Raw genomic sequence first — 18,096 nt, 5'->3', positions numbered from 1 at the left:
AGATCCGCAACCGCCCGGCTAAGTGGCTGCCTTGCTCCGAAACCGGGACGCAAAACAAGGCGGCCGTATAATACCTATGGAAACCTACGTCCTCGGCGACATTCACGGGGCCGCCCGCGCCCTGGAGCAGGTGCTGGCGCGCAGCCCCTTCCGCCCCGGCACCGACCGCCTCATTCACCTCGGCGATGTAGCCGACGGCTGGCCCGACACGCCGGCCTGCGTGGAGCGGCTGCTGGGCATTCCGAACAGCATCTGGCTGCAAGGCAACCACGACTGGTGGGCCGCCGAATGGCTGGCTACTGAACTACCGCTGGAGGACGTGAACCCCAACTGGTACCAGCAAGGCGGCCGGGCCACGTTCGCGGCCTACCAGCAAGTGCCGCCCGAGCAGCGCCGGTGGCATCTACGCGACTTTTTCGGTCAGCAGCGACCTTATTTCGAGGACGACGGCCGCCTCTACGTGCACGCCGGCTACGAGCCCTCCCAGCCCATTGCCGCGCAAGACCCCTACAACCTGATTTGGACGCGGGAGCTGTGGCGCGGCCACCAGACGGCCACGGCTTACGCCGAATGCTTCATCGGCCACACGCCCACCTGGCCCGCCAGCCCGGTGCCCTGCCAGCGCCACAACGTGTGGAACCTCGACCAAGGCGCCGGCTACGGCGGCCGCCTGACCCTGCTGAACGTGCGCACCAAAGCGTTTGTGCAGAGCGACCCGGTGCCCGGGCTCTACCCCGGCGTGAAGGGCCGCTAATTTTCGGTGGCGTAGGGCGGTGGTTAGCTCACCGTCGGCGGCATGCCTTTCAGGGGCTGCCCGCCCGAAAGCTGCGACACCATGTCGTCGAGAATGTCTTTGCTGTAGCCGATGCGGTTGGCGTATTCCAGGCACAGGCCGTACTCGCGCGGGTCAATCTGGCCGTCCTGCAGCATCATTTGCACCAGGGTTTGCAGCTCCAGGGTGCGCTGCAGCCCATCCGACGCCACCACAAAGCTGAGCACGCTCAGGTTGTCGGCTATGGGGCGCACCTGGGCGGAGGTGAGGCCGAGGCGGTTGCCGATTTCCAGCAGAAAGTCGCCTTCCTGCTTGTCGAGGCGGCGGTCGGCGGCGGCTACCAGCACCAGGTTTTGGAAGAAGGACAGCTTTTTCTGCAGGGTGTCGAGCACCGTTTCGAGGGAGTGTTGGGCTTGCATACGCGGAAGCGGGAAGGAATCAACAGAAGAAAGAGCCCCGGACGCAGCCCGGGGCTCTTTCGTTCAACGCTCTGCCCTGGGGCAGGGTTGTACCAGGAGCCTGCCTACCCTACTCTGAACCTAAAAGCCAACCGCAAAACCGTCGTCTGCTTAGTCGTTGGCGCTAACGTACCACTGCGCCGGCGACACTTGCTCCTTCGTGAGCTTCTTGTTGAGGGCGTGCACCACCAGCAGGAAATCGTATTTGTCGCGCTGGAAACCCAGCTGCTGCAACACCGGCTCCATGGGCGGCGTGCTGAGCACGGCAATCTTGCGGTAGGCCACTCGGTCTTCTTCCGGCAACCGCTCGTACTGCTCCTGGACAACCAGGCACGCGGCGCGCAGCGTGGCCTGCAGGGCGGCGTGGTTGTCGGCCGTTACCATATCGGTTAGCAGCCACTGGTTGTCTTTTCGCTTCGCAATGGAGGCAAAAAACCCGACTAGCTGGCCCTGGTGGCTCACGCCGAACAGTTGGTAGGCCCCGTGGCTGATTTTCCAGGGCAGCGTGCGCGTGTCGCGGGTCACCATGCACCGGTACAGCCCGGCTGCCTGCTGCCACAACTCGTCGATGCGGGCGTCGCCGGGCTCGATGGGTGCCACCGCGTAGCCGCTGGGCAGCGGCTCCGGCTGGCTCAGCGGCAGCGGGTGGCTCCAGAGCGGAAACGTGGTCGTCTGGAAAAAGGGCATCATTTTCACAATGCGCGACCAGCGCGGGTCGGGCATCATAAACAGCAAATCCACGCCCTGGCTGGCGAATTGGTCGGCGGCCATCGTGTACATCTTGATGACCATCTGCTGCATGCGCAAAAAGCCCGATTTGCTGCGGAAGCTCTCGTTGACGATAATGCCAAAGGGCCGGAATGCGGTTATTTCGTGGCCGTTGGCGACGATGGGGTACGGCACGTAGGCGGTCTGGGCCACAATTTCCTGGGTGTCGTCTTCCACGGCCAGCACAAAAGTGGCCGGGCCGCCGGGCGTGCGCAGAAACTTATGCTCCCATTCGTCGACGGTGAGGCTGCCCCAATCGGAGTGGCGGGTCCACAAATCCACCAGCGCAGCTTCGTCGGCATCGGTGTTCATTCGGTAGGTAATAGCCATAGCAGCGCGAAAAAGGGGATGAAACGAAAATGCCGGCACCGTTGCCGGGCCGAGGGCCGTCAGGAAATGTGCTGGTGCTTGTACAGGTCGGCGTACACTTCGCCGCGGGCCAGCAAGTCCTGGTGGGTGCCGTGCTCGGCCACCTGCCCGTCTTTGATGATGACAATCTGGTCGGCGTGGCGGATGGTCGAGAACTTGTGCGAGATGATGAACACGGTTTTGCGCTGGGCAAACCGGTCGAGGGCCTTGAAAATGCGGGCTTCGGTGAGGCTGTCGAGGGCCGAAGTGGGCTCGTCCAGAATCAGGATGGGCGCTTTTTTGAGGAAGGCCCGCGCAATGGCAATGCGCTGCTTTTCGCCGCCCGACAGCGTGGCGCTCAGCTCGCCCACCACGGTATCGTAGCCGTCGGGCAGCTTCCGGATGAAGTCGTGGGCCTGCGCGGCCTGGGCCGCTTCCACCACTTCCTCCATCGTGGCCTCGGGGTTGCCGAAACGGATGTTGTCGAGGATGGAAATGGGGAACAGCAGCGGCTCCTGCAGCACCAGCGACATGTTTTCGCGCAACGACTGCAGCTGCAGCTCGCGCAGGTCGAGGCCGTCGAGGGAAATGTGGCCGCGCCAGGGGTCGTAAAACCGCAGCAGCAGCGAAATAATGGAGGTTTTGCCGGCGCCCGTGGGCCCTACAATGGCAATAACCTGCCCCGGCAGCACCTGAAAGCTGATGCCCTGCAGCACCTCGCGCGGCGGGCCGCTGCTGGTGGCGTAGCCGAAGCTCACGTCGTGAAAGGTGATGAGGCCGCTGGCGTCGAGGGCCACGGCGCCGGGCACTTCCGGCACCACGTCCTCGGAGTCGAGAATCTCGAATACCCGCCGGCTGCGCGACACCACCGCAATGGCCGCGCCCACCGCCGTCGACAGGGCGTTGACGGGCGCGTAGAGCGCACTCACGTAGCCGATGAAGATGAACAGGTCGCCGGCGGTGAGGTGGCCCTGCAAGCCGCGGTAGGCCCCCACACCCAGCAGCGCCGCCGCCGCCAGCCCGGTTATCAGGGCTGTCAGCTGGTTGTAGGTGGTGCCCACCACGGTGGCTTTCTGGAAGGCGTTGCCGAAATCGGCGGCCTGCTGCTCCAGCTTCTGAAACATGAGCTGCTCGCGGGCAAAACTCTGGATGGTTTTGATGCCCGTCAGGCTTTGCTGCACGAAGGCCGACAGTTCGCCCTGCCGGGCAAACTGCGCGGCCGTGGTTTGGTCCATGGGCTTAAAAAACAGCGCCAGGGCCAGAATCAGCAGCGGCACCACCGATATGGCAATGAGGGCCAGCACCAGATCCAGCTGTACCATCACGTAGAGCATGGCGCCCATGCACACCACCGAAATGATGGCCGGTACGATGATCTGGGCCACCACGAAGTACACCACAAACACGTCGCCGGTGATGCGCGTGAGCAGGTCACCGAGCTTGTTTTGGGCGTAGAACGTGAGGGACATTTGCTGCAGCTTGCGGTACAGCTCCAGCGACAGGTCGTACACCAGCTTGCGGCCCAGCGCCACCGTCAGGCGCACCACGGCCGCCGAGAATACCGCCCCGCCAATGGTAACGACGCCCGTGAAGACAACCAACGCCAGCAGCAGCTGGCTTTTGTCGTGCACGAAAGCCGCGGGCCCCGTCAGGCGGGTGAGCAGGGCCGGCACCGGCTGGCTGCCCAGCACGTTGTCGATGACGAGCTTGATGGGCAGCGGCTTGAGCACCTCAAACACGACCCCGAGGAGGCCGATGATAATCAGAAAAACGAGCTGGCCGGCGTAGCGAAATACGTACCTCGACAAGCGGGCAAGCAGTTGAACGGTATTCATGAGGCAGAGGAGCAGGTGGCGCAAATCGGAACGGCTTGCCCACCCGGCAGCCGGCTCAGGAGCGAGGCTGTCGGGTGGGCGGGGCGGTTAGGCCAGCTTGTAGTTGCCGTAGTCGAGCTGTTCGCTCAGGACCGGAGCGTGCAGCACAACGTTGCGGGCAGGCGCCGCCTGCGGGGCCGACAGGCTATTGAAGGCTTGCGCCAGGTCGCTCATCGAGCGGGACATATCCAGCAGGCAGTGGCCGACGAAGAGAACTGTCAGCATCAGCAACACGTCCATCAGCACGTAGGCCTGGCCGGCTACCGCAAGGACCGAGAGGCCGAGCAGCAGCCCGATGATGACGTAGGCCGACTGGCTCAGCACCGACCACGACTTGAACTTGATCATCATGCGGCCGCCCCCGTGCTCTTCGATGGCCATGATGGCCCGCGCTCCGGAGAAGAAGCTGCAACTCGCCTGCAGGTCCCATCTATCGAAGGTGCCGCCGCGCCGGGCGCGCACTTTGCGGCTCAGCAGGTCGTGCTCCACCCGCGCCAGCAGTTCTTCGGCGGGGTGCCACTCCTCCGACCAGGATTCCTGGCACTTGGTGAGCTGGAGCAGGCCGCTGAACGACTGCTCGCCGCTGCTGCGCTTGCGCCACGGCGTGAGGCCGTGCTGGATGCGGCCGTAGAGGCGTGCCACGGGCTGCATGAGGTGCAGCAGCGTGGTGAGGGCAAACAGCCGCGCTTTGGTAAACCGCCCGTGCACGTGGCGCATGTCGGCGCGGGCGGCGCTGAGGGCGGCCTGCGTCAGTACCACCAGGCAGGTGACAACGAGCAGCGGCAGAGCCCACAGCAGCGGCTGCCACAGCACCGACAGCACCGACAGCACGGCCAGCAGCCCCATCAGCAGAAACCACTCGGGCATAAGCGGCAGGTAGGCCACGGAGTTGGGCGCCTGCTCGTAGACCGACTGAAACAGAGCCGAGCCCCAGGTGCCGTGGAAAATCTTGCGTTTGCCCATCTGAATGGGCAGCGTGAGGCCGTTGCCGTAGATGCGGCCGGTCCAGGAAAGGTGCCCGAAGCTGTTGTATTTCTGCGGCCACTTGCCTTCCAGCAGCGCCTCGGCCTTGCCGTAGCCTTTTTGTTGGCGCCAGTACATTTTCACCGAGTTGCGGCGGTGGTGCCAGACAAAGGCGGCGGCATGAAACCCAATGGTGCGCCCGGTGTGCAGCACGCGCCAGCACAGGTCCACGTCGTCGCCGGCGGCGCGGTAAATGGGGTCGAAGCCGCCGACTTCCAGCAGCACCTCGCGCCGAAACGCCATGTTGCAGCCCGGAATATGCTCGGCCAGCTCGTCGGTGGTGAGCACGTGCACGGGGCCGCCGGGGGCGTTGGCCACGCAATGCGCAATCAGGCCGTCGTCGGCGGGCGGCAGGTTGGGGCCGCCAATGCCGGCGTGGTCGGAGCTCAGGAACGCGTAGGCCAGGTAGCGCAGCCACTGCGGGTCGGGGTAGGCGTCGTCGTCGATGTAGGCCACGATTTCGCCCTGAGCCGCGTAGAGGGCCGTGTTGCGGGCGTTGCTCAGGCCCTGGTTTTCGGTGCTGATGAGTTGCACGTCGTACTCGCTGACGATGTCCAGCAAGTTGTCGGTGGAGCCGTCGTTCACCACAATTACCTCAAAATTGGGGTAGTCCAGCGCCATCAGCCCCTCCAGGGTGTCGCGGATGGTGGCCGAGCCGTTGTAGGAGCACACGGCCACCGAAATGAACGGCAAATCGTCGTTGGGAAACGGCGCGTCGGCGTACACCTGGCTTACGGCGTGCAGCGCGGGCTTGGGCTGCCGGTTGCGGTCGACGAGGCCGAAGTCCCAGTCTTCGATGTCGAAGCCGCCGCGCCACCATTCGTCGGTCCAGGCAAACACGAAGGTGCCCACACAGCCTTTGGCGAAGATGAGTTTGAGCTGCCAGGCCAGGCTTTCGGCTTGCTTCTCCACGCCGTTGCGCTGGCTGTCGAGCCCCACTTCGGCCAGCAGCAGCGGTTTGTCGCCGATGAGGTTGTGGAGCTTGGCAATGTAGCCGTTCATCTTCTCCGGCGTCTCCAGGTACACGTTGAAGCAGAAGAAGTCGAGGAAGGGCAGCGTGAGGTATTCCGTGGTCGGGAAGTTCACGTACGTCACCAACCCGGCGGGGTCTTCGGCCTTCACCGCGTTGTAGAGGCGGTGCAGAAACTGCGTGATTTTGGTTTCGCCGTACCAGCGCACAATGGTGGCCGGTATTTCGTTGCCGATGGCGTAGCACAGAATGGCCGGGTGCTGCTGCAGGGCGCGCACCTGGGCGCGCATGTCGGCCACGATGCGCCGGGCCTGCTCCGGTTTGTCGAGAAACGTGAGGTGCTGCTCCCACGGCAGGCCCACCATCACTTTCAGGCCGTACTCCAGCGCTTTGTCGAGCAAATACACCGGCGGGGGCGTATAGGTGCGCACGGAGTTGATGCCGTTGTCGGCCATGGCGGCAAAATCAATGTCCACGACTTCGGCGGGCGGATACTGGTTGCCGTCGGCATCGGGGCAAAACGTGCCGTAGGTGACGCCTTTGAGGTAAAACTTTTCGTTACCCCACATCAAAAACTTTCCTTTGACGTGGATTCGTTCTTGGGTTTCGATTTCGCACGGCTCAGCCGTGCGAATCTCTCGGGTAGATTCTTGCGTCATCTCCGAAGGTGTGAAGGGCGCACAGTGGCCTAAACCTACTGCGTGCGCGAGGTTGTAGAAGAGCAGTCTGGGCAGTGACTGGTTGCTGGATTTTCCGGTTTCAGCGCGTCACAGCGTTGTCAGTTCCAGAGAAACGCTGTTCGGGGCTGGGGTTGGGCTGAAATAGCGGCTACGTTTCAGCAGTGGTGTAAAGGTGTGAGGAAGGAGTGGGCGCTAGCAACTGCGTTCAACAAGGTCTTTCCGAGCCAGCAACAAAGAGCAGTGCGTAGGCCAACCGCACAGCGCGGCGCCGGCGGTCCGGGCACCCTCCTAGGCGGAGCTCCGGACACATCTTATTGGCTGTCGTCAGCCGACCTACGTCAGTAAATATAGTGCAATAATTTATATATATAATCAATAAAATTTCAATTAAGTTTTTTTAATATTCTTTACTACCGTTTGTTCAGTCCAAGGTGTTGCATGTACGAAAACAGGCTTAGCACGCGCTAATGGCGCTTTTCGGCTATATAGCACCGGCAACTGGCTGCGTAATACGGGCAGGCAGCTCACATGACGGCAAGAGCAGTAGCTTTGAAAGAACGTTGCCTTGCTTCTTTCTCCACCACATGACCATCGAAGACTTGCAAACCATCTGCCGGCAGCTGCCGGGCGTGACCGAAGACGTGAAGTGGGATGTGCATTTGTGCTTCAACGTAGGCGGCAAAATGTTTTTGGTAACCGCGCCCGACGAGGTGCCCTGCACGGCCTCCTTCAAGGTGCCCGTCGAAGAATTTGACGCGCTCAGTGCGCAGCCGGGCTTCAAGCCGGCGCCCTACATGGCGCGCAACCACTGGGTGCACCTCGACAACATTGCCCGGCTGGGCCGCGCCCAATGGGAGCAGCACATTCGGGAGTCGTACCGGTTGGTGGCCGAAAAGCTGCCGGCCAAAGTGCGCAAAACGCTGGCACTGTAAGGCCCGCCGTTTTTACTGCTTTTCAGCGGGCAGCCACGGCGTAGCGCCACCGAAAATAGCTTTCAGGGTGTACTGCCGGGCCTGTTTGGCCGTGAGCTGGTGCGCCCACGGCACGCGGCCAGCGGCGGTGGCGCCAGGCCCGGCAGAGCGGTATTCGGCATAGAAGGCCGTTTTTTCGTTGGCGGGGTTGCGCCAGTTTTCCCAACCGGCGGGCGTAATGTGGGGCCCCATAGTGGTGTTCAGAAACACCGTTTTTGCGTGGGGCCGCCAAGGCCGTCCCAGGTATACTTTCTGGGCAATGGAGTCGGCGGTGAGCGTGCAGCCCAGAAACACAAAGCCGTAGGGCTGGCTGGGCGGGGTAGCGGCGGCCGTGAGGTAGGAGTTCTTCTTGCTGTGCAGCGTGCAGCCCTCAAACACCGCCGTGGCCGGGCCGAAGATAAAATCCGTCGTGCCTTCAATGTAGCAGTCCTGGTAGTACTGCCGGCTGTTGTCGACGGCGGCAAACAAAGTGTCCTGGTGGCCGAGCAAGCGGCAGCGGCGGAACTGCGCCCGGTCGCCGGTTACGTGCAGGGCCACGGCCTGCCCCACGGGGCCGGCCGTGTTGGCAATGGTGAGGTTTTCGGCCGTGAAGTCGTTGCCTTGCACCAGCACCGTGTAGGACGTGTAGGTGGTGTGCTTGGCCGCGTCGCCGGAGTAGTCGGCGTAGCTGATGACGGTGCCCTCGCGGCTTTCGCCCACCAGCCGCACGTTGATTTTGTGGGCCGGCACCACCAGTTTTTCGCGGTATACCCCGTTGCGAATGAAGATGGTTACCGTCACCTGCGACAGGTCGCGCACGGCATTCACGGCTTCCTGCACGGTGCGGTAGTCGCCGGTGCCGTCGGCGGCCACGGTCAGGCGCGTGATTTGCGGCGCGGGCGCCTGGGTGGTTGCCGTAGCAGGCGGCGTTGCTTGGGCCAGGGCAGAAAACGAAGTCAGCAGCGCGGCGGCCAGCAATAGATTTCCGGGGGCCATGTTAGTCTTTGGTGGGGTCCCAGCCGTGTAGCACGTTCGGCAGCGTGTAGAGCTTGGCTTCATCCTCCGTCAGCTGGTGCGACCAGGGCACGCGCTGCTTGGACGCCGCACCGGGGCCGCGGCTCTGAAACTCGGCGTAGTAGGCGGTTTGCTTGTTGGTTTCCTTGCCCCAATGGTCCCAGCCTTCGGGCGCAATCGGGCGGCCCAGCTCGCACTGCAGGTACACGGTTTTGGCGTAGGGCCGCCACGGTCGGCCCAGCCGGAAACTGCCCGCGGGCGCGTCGCCGACAATACGGCAGCGGTTGAACACGTAGCCGTAGCGCGTGGTGTCGGGCGTGGAAGCGGCCGTTACGTAGCCGCTTTGCTTGCAGAAGATGGTGCAGTTCTCAAACCACGCCGTGCTGGAGCCGAAAATGAAATCCACGGTGCCTTCGATGTAGCAGTCCTGGTAGAATTGCCGGCTGCCGTGGCCGTAGGTGTAGAGCGTATCCTGAAAGCCCAGGAAGCGGCAGTTGCGGAAACGCATTTTGTCGCCGGCCACCCACAGCGCCACGGCCTGCCCCACGGGCCCCGAGGAGTTCTGGAACGTGAGGTTTTCGGCCGTAAAATCGGTGCCGTAGAGGTAGCAGCTGGCCGAGCCCGAGGTGCCCTTGTCTTCGCCGAAGATGTTTTTCTTCTGGTTGTAGTCGTCGTAGGTGAGGATGGTCCGGTCGCGGTCCTCCCCCACCAGCCGCACCAGCTGCTTCGAGCCGGCCAGAATGAGCTTTTCCTTGTAGGTGCCTTTTTTCACCAGAATGGTGGTGACTTTCTTTCGGAAATCGGGCACGGCGTTGAAGGCTTCCTGCACCGTGCGAAACTGCCCGCTGCCGTCCTGCGCCACCACAAAATCGTATTTGGCGGCCGTGGTTTGGCCGAAAGCTCGTTCGAGCAGGAGCCCGCTCAGAACCAGAAATAACAGCAGCGGCTTCACGGAGTCGTGGGTTGACTGTTGGCGGGCGAGGCCGTGAGCGTGGCGTTTTTGGGCAGCGGCTTGGCTATGCGTTCGGCCAGCGGCAGCTTCTGCGCCCGCATCTCATACACCACCAATTGCGCCATTTTGCGGGCCCCCAGCTCCGAGAAGTGTGTGTTGTCGTTGCGGCCCTGCGGGTAGTTGGGGTGCTCGTCGGGGCCGAGCTGCAGGAACAGGACTTTGGAGCCGTCGGCGCCGTATTGCTGCAGTAGGTTGCGGCTCATCCGGTCGAGGTCGATGAGCGGTACTTTCTGGGCCGTAGCTACCTCCGCCGTAGCGGCCGAGTATTCCACGTGGGTTTCCATGATGCGGCCTTCCTTGTCGAACTTGCGGCGCGTGACGGGCGTGATGAGCACCGGGTTGGCCTTCTTGGCGCGCGTTTCGGCCACGAATTTCAGCAGGTTCCGGCGGTAGTCTTCCGGCGAGGTGTAGCGGTCCGGCTTGTCCTTGGCCTCGTCGTTGTGGCCGAACTGAATCAGCACGTAATCGTCGGGCTGCAGGGCGTCCACAATCGGCTGCCAGCGGTTTTCGGCCAGAAAAGTGCGCGTGCTGCGGCCATTCTGGGCGCGGTTGTCTACCACCACCGTCGAGTCGAAAAACGTGCCCAGCGGCATGCCCCAGCCGGTTTCGGGAAAGGTCTGCTTGATTTTCTGGGCAATGGTGGAGTCGCCAATCAAGTAGAGCTTGATTTTCTTGGGCGGCGCCGGGGCCGTGAAGGCCATGAGCACCAGCAGGAGCAAGATATAGGGGCGCACGGTACGCGCCGGGTCGTTGTGTTTCATAGCAGCTGATCAGGGCACATCGCACGCCCCGTTTGTGGTAATTGGTATGGTTAGCAACTCACCTCGGCGGCAGAGAATCGTTGATGAGCACGCGCTCGATGCACAGCGCGTGCGTGCAGCGCACCCTACCGCGCCTGCGGGTCCACGGTTTTCTTGACTTGCTGCTTCACCAAGCGGTCGGCCAGCTCCAGCTTCAGGCGGCGGATGTCGGCCAGCACCAGCTGGGCCATTTTGCGGGCCCCCAGCTCCGAAAAGTGCGTGTTGTCGTCGCGGCCGTCGGGGTAGTTGGGATGCTCGCCGGGCGCCAGCTGGTTGAAGAGCAGCTTGGAGTTTTCGACGCCGAACTGCTGCAGCAAGGCCTGGCTGGTTTGGTCGAGGTCGATGAGCGGGACGCTCTGTTCCTGGGCTACGGCCCGCACGATGTTGGCGTACACCGCATGGGTTTCTTCGATTTTGCCGGCCGCGTCGAATTTGCGGCGGGCCACCGGCGTGAGCAGCACCGGCGTGGCTTTTTTGGCCCGCGTTTCGGTGATAAAACGCACGAGGTTGGTGCGGAAATCGGCTTCGGTGGTGTAGCTGGCTTTGGTGGGCACCTCGTCGTTGTGGCCGAACTGGATGAATACGTAGTCGCCGGCTTTTAGGGCCTCGGCCACCGGCTGCCAGCGGTTTTCGGCGATGAACGTGCGGGTGCTGCGGCCGTTCTGGGCACGGTTGTCTACGGTTACCGTCTCATCAAAAAACGCGGTAAAAGGCATGCCCCAACCGGTTTCGGGATAGGCCTTCACCTGTTTGATGGACATGGTGGAGTCGCCGATGAGGTACACGGTAATCTTGCCCGGCGCGGCAGGAAACCAGGCCAGCAACGTCAGCAACACGGCCGTGCAGCAGGCAAAAAGGCGAGCAGACATGAACGAAGGAAAAACGGCACGCCCCCAACCGCGCACCAGAGAACTTGGGCAAGGAATGTTAGCGCAAAATCCGCGGCTTCCCCACCTCCCCAGCGCATTTTTCTGCGTCATCGTTACCGGGAACGTTGCCAATTGGCCGCGTTGGCGCAGCCACCAATTTCTGCGTGTCACTTCGGCAATTCATGCGCCGCCGTGCTTGGCTGCGTATACGTATGCCTCCGCCGCTTTCACTTTGCTGCTCCATGCACCTGTACGTTTACTCCTCGCTCACCGAAACGGCCCGCGCCCACCTCCTCGCCCAGTTGCCGGCCGGTACGGTGGCTACTTTTCGCCTCGATCTACCCCCTGAGCAGCAGCAAGCGGCGCTGCAATCCGCCCACCTGCTGCTGGGCAACCCGCCCGCCGCGTGGTTTTCCGCTGGCTTTCCGCCGCAGCTGCAGTTCTGGCAAATCGATTCGGCGGGCTTCGAGCGGTACACGGGCTTGCGCCCTGGCTTTCCGGTCGTCAACGTGGGCGACTACTTCGCCTGGCCCTGCGCCGAAACCATGGTAGCCGGGGTGCTGGCACTTTACCGGCGCCTGCCCGAGTTGGCCCTGCTGCAAAGCCGCCGGGAATGGGTAGGTGGACCGCTGCGGCCCACGCTCCGGCTGCTGCGCGACCAGCGCGTGGTTATACTCGGAGCCGGAGCCATCGGCTTGGCGGTGCGTCGGCAGCTCAGCGGCTTCGGCTGCGCGGTGCAACTGCTGGCCCGCACCAGCCCCGAGGCGCAGCTGCATTCACGCGAAGAGCTGCTGGCCGCCTTGCCGCAAACCGACCTGGTAATCAACTGCCTGCCTGGCTCGGCCGACAATTTTTTCTCCGCCGAGCTGATTGGCGCTATGCCACCCGGCAGCGTGTACGCCAGCGTAGGCCGCGGCAATACCACCGACGAGCACGCCCTCGTGGCAGCCTTGCGCACCGGTCACCTCGGCGGCGCCGTGCTCGACGTGACCCGCCAGGAGCCCCTGCCCGCCGACAACCCGCTCTGGACACTGCCCAACGTGCTGCTCACCCAACACACCGGCGGCGGCCAGCCCCACGAAGACGAAGGCAAAGTCGATGTGTTTTTGCGCAACCTGCACCGCTTCCGTCACGGCGAGCCGCTGCCCGATGTGGTGAACATGGAGCGGGGCTACTGATTCAGTAAGCTAGTTCCAGCCTTTTTATCTGTCCTGCTGAGCGCCGCGAAAGACCTTTTCCCGCCAGAACGAAGGTCGCAACAGCGACTTGTTCAGCGGTGAGAAGGTCCTCCACGTTGCTCAGGATGACGGCAGATTGAATAGCAACCCAACAAAAAAAGCCCGGCCTCACGGCCGGGCTTTTCGGGTATTACGTCGAAAACTTACGCCTCGCTGCCAGCACTGGCGGCGGTAATGGCCTCCACAATGCCTTCCGAAATGCCGGTAGTGCTGAAACCGCCGTCGTGCATCAGGTTTTGCATCGTTACGAAGCGCGTCAGGTCCGAGAACAGCGACACGCAGTAGTCGGCACAGGCTTCGGCCGGGGCGTTGCCCAGCGGCGACATGCGCTCGGCGTACTCGTAGAACGCGTTGAAGCCGCTGATGCCGGCGCCGGCCGTGGTTTTCGTCGGCGACTGGGAAACGGTGTTCACGCGCACTTTTTTCAGGTGCCCCAGGCGCTGGCCGTAGCTGCGGGCAATGCTTTCGAGCACGGCCTTTGCCTGCGACATGTCGGTGTAGTCGAGGAAGGCGCGCTGGGCGGCGATGTACGACAAGGCCACTACCGAGCCCCATTCGTTGAGTGCGTCCTGCTTTTCGGCCACGTGCAGCATCTTGTGAAACGACAGCGCCGAAATGTCGAGCGTCTTCAGAAACCACTCGTAGTTCAGCTCGCCGTAGCCTTTGCCCTTGCGGATGTTCGGGCTCATGCCAATCGAGTGCAGCACGAAGTCAATCTTGCCACCGAGCTGCTCTACGGCGCCGCTGAACACTTTTTCCAGGTCCTCAACTGAGGTGGCATCGGCCGCAATAACCGGGGCGTTGCATTCCTCGCTCAGCTTGTTGATTTCGCCCATGCGCATCGCCAGCGGCGCGTTGCTGAGCACAAACGTGGCGCCTTCGGCGTGGCAGCGCTGCGCCACTTTCCAGGCAATAGACTGTTCGTTGAGGGCGCCGAAGATGATGCCGCGCTTGCCGGCGAGTAGGTTGTTGGCCATGTAGAAGGTTAAGTCGGAGTCAGAGGAAGAACGGGCAAAAATAGGGTTTCGTGCCGAACGTGCGGTAAAACCCAAGAACGTCATTCCAAGCGCAGCCGAGGAATCTCGCGTGTTTAACCCGATAGTAACCTACTCATCGAGTTTACTACCTGGCGTCAGTACGCGAGATTCCTCGGCTGCGCTCGGAATGACGTTCTAGTGTATTTTAGCTCTTTACGCCGCCACCAAGTCGCTTTCGCCGCGCATAGCCAGCAGCTCGCGGGCACTCTGGAAAGCGTTTTCGCTGGGGCGGGCGCCGGAAATCATCTGGGCAATTTCGCGGATGCGCTCTTCCTCCGTCAGCTTGCGGATGCGGCTCACGGTGCGGTCGGCGCGGTCTTCCTTGTACACGAAGAAGTGCGCGTGGCCGGCGGCGGCCATTTGCGGCAGGTGCGAAATGGCAATCAGCTGATGCTTCTTGGCCATTTGCTGCATCATGCGGCCCACTTTCACGGCTATTTCGCCCGAAATGCCGGTGTCGATTTCGTCGAATACGATGGTGGGCAGCGCGGTTTTGTCGGCCAGCAGGTATTTCACGCACAGCATCAGGCGCGAGAATTCCCCGCCCGAAGCGGCTTTGCTCAGCGTTTGCGGCTGCGCGCCTTTGTTGGCCGTGAAAAGCAGGCTAATCACATCGAGGCCCGAGGTGGCGGGCTGGCCGGTGTGGTGCTGCACCACGAGGCGGGCGTTGGGCATGCCCAGGTCGCAGAGCAAATCGGCCAACTCTTTTTCAAACAACGGGAAAGCCGCCCGGCGCTGCTCCGAAAGAAGCGTGCCGCGCTTCTGCACGGTGGCCAGGGCGCCCTCGGTATCTTTGCGCAGCCGGCTGATTTCCTTGTCGAGGTTGAGCACCGAGCCCACTTTTTGCTGCAACTCGTCGCGCACGGCAATCAGCTCGGCCATGTCGCGCACCTGGTGCTTGCGTTGCAGGTTGAAAATGACGTTTTGGCGCTGCTGCAGCTCGTCGAGGCGCACGGGGTCGGCTTCGGTGCGCTGCTCGGCCTGCTCGGCTTCGGCGGCCACGTCGCGCAGTTCAATCAGGCACGAATCGACACGCTCCTTGAGTTGGCGGGCGGCTTCGGAGTACGCGGCAATCTGCCCCAGCAGCACCGACGCTTCTTTCAGGCTGCCGGTGGCGCAGTACTCGCCTTCGGAAAGGCCTTGCAGCGCACCGCCCAGCTTCAGCTTGATTTCCTCGGCGTGCTCCAGCTCTTGGATTTCGGTTTCCAGTGCCTCTTGGTCCTCGCCGTCGAGCTTGGCGTCCTCCAGCTCGCTGAGCAGAAAGCTGTGGTAATCCAGCTCCTTGTTAGCCTGCGCCACCTGGTCTTCGAGCGACTTGAGGTCGGCGGCCAGCTTACGGTACTGGCGGAAGGCGTTGCCGTACTGCGTGCGAGTCGGCACCAGGCCGGCGTAGAGGTCGATGAGGTTGAGCTGGAACACCGGGTCACCGAGCAACAGCGTGTCGTGCTGGGAGTGGATGTCCATCAGGTTCGCCCCGATTTTGCGGAGCGTTTCCACCGTCACGGGCGTGTCGTTCACAAACGCTCGGGACTTGCCCGAGGGCGCAATTTCGCGGCGCAGAATGCACTGCGCGTCGTAGTCGATGTCTTCGGCCTCGAAGATGTCCTGCAGCTGATAGCCTGAAATGTCGAACTGGCCTTCAATCACGCACTTCTTGTCGGTGTTGAAGAGCAGCTTGCTGTCGGCGCGGTTACCCAAAAGCAGGCCAATGGCGCCGAGCATGATGGACTTGCCAGCCCCGGTTTCGCCGGTTATGATGTTGAGCAGCGCCGACGGGCGTAGCTCCAGCGCCTCGATGAGGGCGTAGTTCTGAATGCGGAGGTCAACCAGCATGGGTGCAATGGTTGCGTGAGACAAGAGAGTTGCCAACCACCGCCGCATCAAGCAGCCGCGCGTCAGCCGTTTACAAACCTACTAAATGATTTAGCACAAGCGCAAGCGCAGCGCCCAATCAACTTAGCAGGTTGCTAACAAAACGGCTTTGCAGCAGGCTTCCGCCGCAATAATAAATTTCTCAGGCGACCCTTGCCAACGAAAAAGCCCGCGCGGTGGCGCGGGCTTCCGAATCGGCTACAAGCCGTTTTGCTCTTGTTAACGTTGCTGCAGAATCGTCTGGTATTTGGCCGAGTTGGTGGGGTCGACTTCCTGCAGCAAGGCTACGGCCGCCTGTTTTTGGTCGGCTTTGGGGCTGCTGCGGTAGATGTTAGCTATTTCGTCGGCCTTGGTTTCGAAGAACGAGCGGATGAGCGTGGAGCCGGGGCGGCGCTGGTTGGCACCTTGCACGCCTTCCAGAGCCGTAAGAATGGTGGCGCGGGCGTCGTCGGGCTTTTGGATGAACAGGTCCAGGCCTTGGCGGTAGTAGTTGTAGACGGCCGTGCGCAGGGGCTCCAACTGCGGGTCCTGCAAGCCGGTGAGCAGGGCGTAGCGGCCGCGCTGGTTGGCTTTGCCGCTGTCCTTCCACCCGTCGTCGCCGTCGGCGTTCTGACTGGCGGCCACCTGCAAAATGTTGCGGGCCCGGTCGTAGGTACGCGAGCCGCCAAGCGGGGCAAACGAATCCTGGTCCATGCCGATGATGACGAAGGCGTAGAAGCTCAGGATAGAGGAAATGTTGTTGACGTAGCTGTTCTCGGAAAAATCGAGCGGCTGGCCGGGCAGGTAGGTGAAGCGCCAGTTTTCGGCGTAGCTCAGCAGGTTGGTCTCATAGCTGGTGCCGTACACCGGGCGGCTGCTCAAAATGCGCACGGTGGCCCCGTAGGTGCCGTTTTGCGGAATTTCCTGAATGCTGACGAAAACCTTGCAGCGGATGCGCTCCTCGGGCTTGTACACGTCGTTGGTCCACTTCCGCACGTTCAGAAACTGCGTGAAGTCGCGCTCCATCTGCGCAATCAGTTGCTTGTCGGTAATGGCCACGTTATCGGCCGTGACGCGCACCTGGGCCTGCAACTCCTGCGCCTGGGTGCGGGTGGCAGCCAAACCGAGCAGGCCGGCCAGCAGGGCAACACAAAACCGAAAACGATTACGCATGGGCAGCAGAACGGGCATGGAGGCGGGTGAGAATAACGGAAACGATGTCGCGGGCCACATCGGCTTTGGCTTTCAACTCGAATGGCGTCACGCGGTCGGGTTCCACCAAGGTGACTTTGTTGGTATCGTGGCGAAACCCGGCCCCGGCGTCACGCAACGAATTTAACACCACCAGGTCGAAGTTTTTGCGGCGGAGCTTGCCCTGGGCATGGGCCAGTTCCTCATTCGTCTCCAACGCAAAACCCACGGAAAATTGTTCAGCCCGCTTGGTTTGCCCGAGCGTGGCGGCAATGTCCACGTTTTTCACCAGCTCAATGGCCAGCGTCTCGTCGGTGTCGTCTTCGCGCTTCTTGATTTTTTCTGCCGCCACGGTGCGCGGGCGGTAGTCGGCCACGGCGGCGGCAAATACCCATACATCGGCCGCGGGCGCGGCGGCCGCAGAGGCCGCGTACATCTCGGCCGCCGTTTGCACCCGCACGAGTTCAATGGCGGGGTGCGTCACTGTCAAGGCCGAAGGGCCGCTTACGAGTGTCACTTGAAAACCGGCTTCGGCAAAGGCTTCGGCCAGCGCGTAGCCCATTTTGCCGGTCGAGTGGTTGCCAATGAAGCGCACCGGGTCGATGGGCTCGTAGGTGGGGCCCGCCGTGAGCAGCACGCGCTTCACGGGGTTCTGTGTTGCGGGAGAAGCGTAGCCGACCAGTTCAGAACTCATAAGGCAGCGTTCAGTAGTTCAACAATTTGCTCGGGCTCCAGCATGCGGCCGGGGCCCACGAGGCCGCTGGCCAGCTCGCCGGCCGGCGAGTCGAGCACATGCACGCCGTCTTGCCGCAGCAGGGCGAGGTTGCGCTGGGTGGCCGGGTGCTGGTACATGTCGAGGTCCATGGCTGGGGCCACCCAAGTGGGGCAGCGCGCCGAGAGGTACACCGCCGCCAGCAAATTGGGGCACAGGCCGGTGGCCAGGGTTGCGAGGGTGTTGGCACTGGCCGGGGCAATCAGCAGGGCATCGGCCCAGAGGCCGAGGTCGACGTGGTTGTGCCACACGCCGCTCTTCTCGTCCTGCAGAAAACCCTGCAGCACGGGGCGCTTGGAGAGCGTAGCCAGGGTAAGGGGCGTGACAAAAGCCGAAGCCGAGGGCGTCAGGACAACCTGCACCTCGGCTTCGGCTTTCACCAGCAGCCGCACCAGGGCGGCGGCTTTGTAGGCGGCAATGCTGCCGCTCACGCCCAACAGAATGCGGCGCGCGGCCAGCATAGCAGACG

16 protein-coding genes are annotated in these 18,096 nt (G+C 62.5%); 3 read left to right on the top strand and 13 right to left on the bottom strand.

Annotated features, from left to right (window positions below; translation table 11 throughout):
- Window positions 1-76 precede the first annotated feature (76 nt).
- Complete coding sequence (locus F0P96_RS12665) at window positions 77-754, top strand: metallophosphoesterase (RefSeq protein ID WP_151079265.1); 678 nt, start codon at window positions 77-79, stop codon at window positions 752-754.
- A 23-nt stretch (window positions 755-777) separates the two neighbouring features.
- On the opposite strand, the gene F0P96_RS12660 is transcribed toward F0P96_RS12665, so the two are convergent.
- The 4 genes from F0P96_RS12660 to F0P96_RS12645 all read right to left on the bottom strand — a co-directional run bounded on the left by F0P96_RS12660 (window position 778) and on the right by F0P96_RS12645 (window position 6,872).
- Window positions 778-1,191: a hypothetical protein gene (locus tag F0P96_RS12660; RefSeq protein ID WP_151079264.1), complete on the bottom strand. Its 414-nt coding sequence runs from the start codon at window positions 1,189-1,191 to the stop codon at window positions 778-780.
- A gap of 150 nt (window positions 1,192-1,341) precedes the next feature.
- A complete protein-coding gene (locus F0P96_RS12655) occupies window positions 1,342-2,328 on the bottom strand; it encodes a hypothetical protein (protein WP_151079263.1) in 987 nt (328 codons plus the stop codon).
- 59 nt (window positions 2,329-2,387) lie between these two features.
- Window positions 2,388-4,181 carry an ABC transporter ATP-binding protein gene (locus F0P96_RS12650; RefSeq protein ID WP_151079262.1) on the bottom strand — a complete coding sequence of 598 codons (1,794 nt, stop codon included), beginning with the start codon at window positions 4,179-4,181 and terminating at the stop codon, window positions 2,388-2,390.
- 87 nt (window positions 4,182-4,268) lie between these two features.
- Window positions 4,269-6,872, bottom strand: coding sequence for a glycosyltransferase (locus F0P96_RS12645; RefSeq protein ID WP_151079261.1), 2,604 nt, complete (start codon window positions 6,870-6,872; stop codon window positions 4,269-4,271).
- A 605-nt stretch (window positions 6,873-7,477) separates the two neighbouring features.
- Between F0P96_RS12645 and F0P96_RS12640 the strand changes: the two genes are divergently transcribed.
- A complete protein-coding gene (locus F0P96_RS12640; protein WP_151079260.1) occupies window positions 7,478-7,825 on the top strand; it encodes an MmcQ/YjbR family DNA-binding protein in 348 nt (115 codons plus the stop codon).
- Window positions 7,826-7,837: 12 nt separating this feature from the next.
- On the opposite strand, the gene F0P96_RS12635 is transcribed toward F0P96_RS12640, so the two are convergent.
- From F0P96_RS12635 to F0P96_RS12620, 4 genes are all read right to left on the bottom strand, one after another.
- A complete protein-coding gene (locus tag F0P96_RS12635) occupies window positions 7,838-8,839 on the bottom strand; it encodes a pectinesterase family protein (RefSeq protein ID WP_151079259.1) in 1,002 nt (333 codons plus the stop codon).
- 1 nt (window position 8,840) lies between these two features.
- Window positions 8,841-9,809 (bottom strand): pectinesterase family protein, encoded by a 969-nt coding sequence (locus F0P96_RS12630; protein WP_235917463.1) that lies wholly within the window; start codon window positions 9,807-9,809, stop codon window positions 8,841-8,843.
- Window positions 9,806-10,630 carry a rhamnogalacturonan acetylesterase gene (locus F0P96_RS12625; protein ID WP_151079258.1) on the bottom strand — a complete coding sequence of 275 codons (825 nt, stop codon included), beginning with the start codon at window positions 10,628-10,630 and terminating at the stop codon, window positions 9,806-9,808. Before F0P96_RS12625 ends, F0P96_RS12630 begins: the two co-directional genes overlap by 4 nt.
- Window positions 10,631-10,755: 125 nt before the next feature.
- Entirely contained in the window at window positions 10,756-11,538 is a 783-nt protein-coding gene (locus F0P96_RS12620; protein ID WP_151079257.1) for a rhamnogalacturonan acetylesterase, read from the bottom strand.
- 242 nt (window positions 11,539-11,780) lie between these two features.
- Between F0P96_RS12620 and F0P96_RS12615 the strand changes: the two genes are divergently transcribed.
- Entirely contained in the window at window positions 11,781-12,716 is a 936-nt protein-coding gene (locus tag F0P96_RS12615; protein ID WP_151079256.1) for a D-2-hydroxyacid dehydrogenase, read from the top strand.
- Window positions 12,717-12,919: 203 nt separating this feature from the next.
- Here F0P96_RS12615 and F0P96_RS12610 read toward each other — a convergent pair whose 3' ends face one another.
- From F0P96_RS12610 to F0P96_RS21005, 5 genes are all read right to left on the bottom strand, one after another.
- Entirely contained in the window at window positions 12,920-13,753 is an 834-nt protein-coding gene (locus F0P96_RS12610) for an enoyl-ACP reductase FabI (RefSeq protein WP_151079255.1), read from the bottom strand.
- A 213-nt stretch (window positions 13,754-13,966) separates the two neighbouring features.
- Window positions 13,967-15,646 carry a DNA repair protein RecN gene (recN, locus tag F0P96_RS12605; RefSeq protein ID WP_151079254.1) on the bottom strand — a complete coding sequence of 560 codons (1,680 nt, stop codon included), beginning with the start codon at window positions 15,644-15,646 and terminating at the stop codon, window positions 13,967-13,969.
- A gap of 258 nt (window positions 15,647-15,904) precedes the next feature.
- The gene (gene porD, locus F0P96_RS12600; protein WP_160620099.1) at window positions 15,905-16,855 is read right to left on the bottom strand and encodes a type IX secretion system protein PorD; all 951 of its coding nucleotides are present in this window, start codon (window positions 16,853-16,855) and stop codon (window positions 15,905-15,907) included.
- The gene (locus F0P96_RS21010; protein WP_167291205.1) at window positions 16,830-17,549 is read right to left on the bottom strand and encodes a phosphopantothenoylcysteine decarboxylase domain-containing protein; all 720 of its coding nucleotides are present in this window, start codon (window positions 17,547-17,549) and stop codon (window positions 16,830-16,832) included. Before F0P96_RS21010 ends, porD begins: the two co-directional genes overlap by 26 nt.
- Window positions 17,546-18,088 (bottom strand): flavoprotein, encoded by a 543-nt coding sequence (locus tag F0P96_RS21005; RefSeq protein WP_167291204.1) that lies wholly within the window; start codon window positions 18,086-18,088, stop codon window positions 17,546-17,548. The genes F0P96_RS21010 and F0P96_RS21005 overlap by 4 nt, the downstream gene beginning before the upstream one ends.
- Window positions 18,089-18,096 lie beyond the last annotated feature (8 nt).

Source organism: Hymenobacter busanensis, assembly GCF_008727865.1.
Classification (GTDB): Bacteria; Bacteroidota; Bacteroidia; order Cytophagales; family Hymenobacteraceae; genus Solirubrum; species Solirubrum busanense.
Note: the sequence above shows the minus strand (reverse complement) of the source record. Positions and strands in the feature narration are given on the sequence as shown.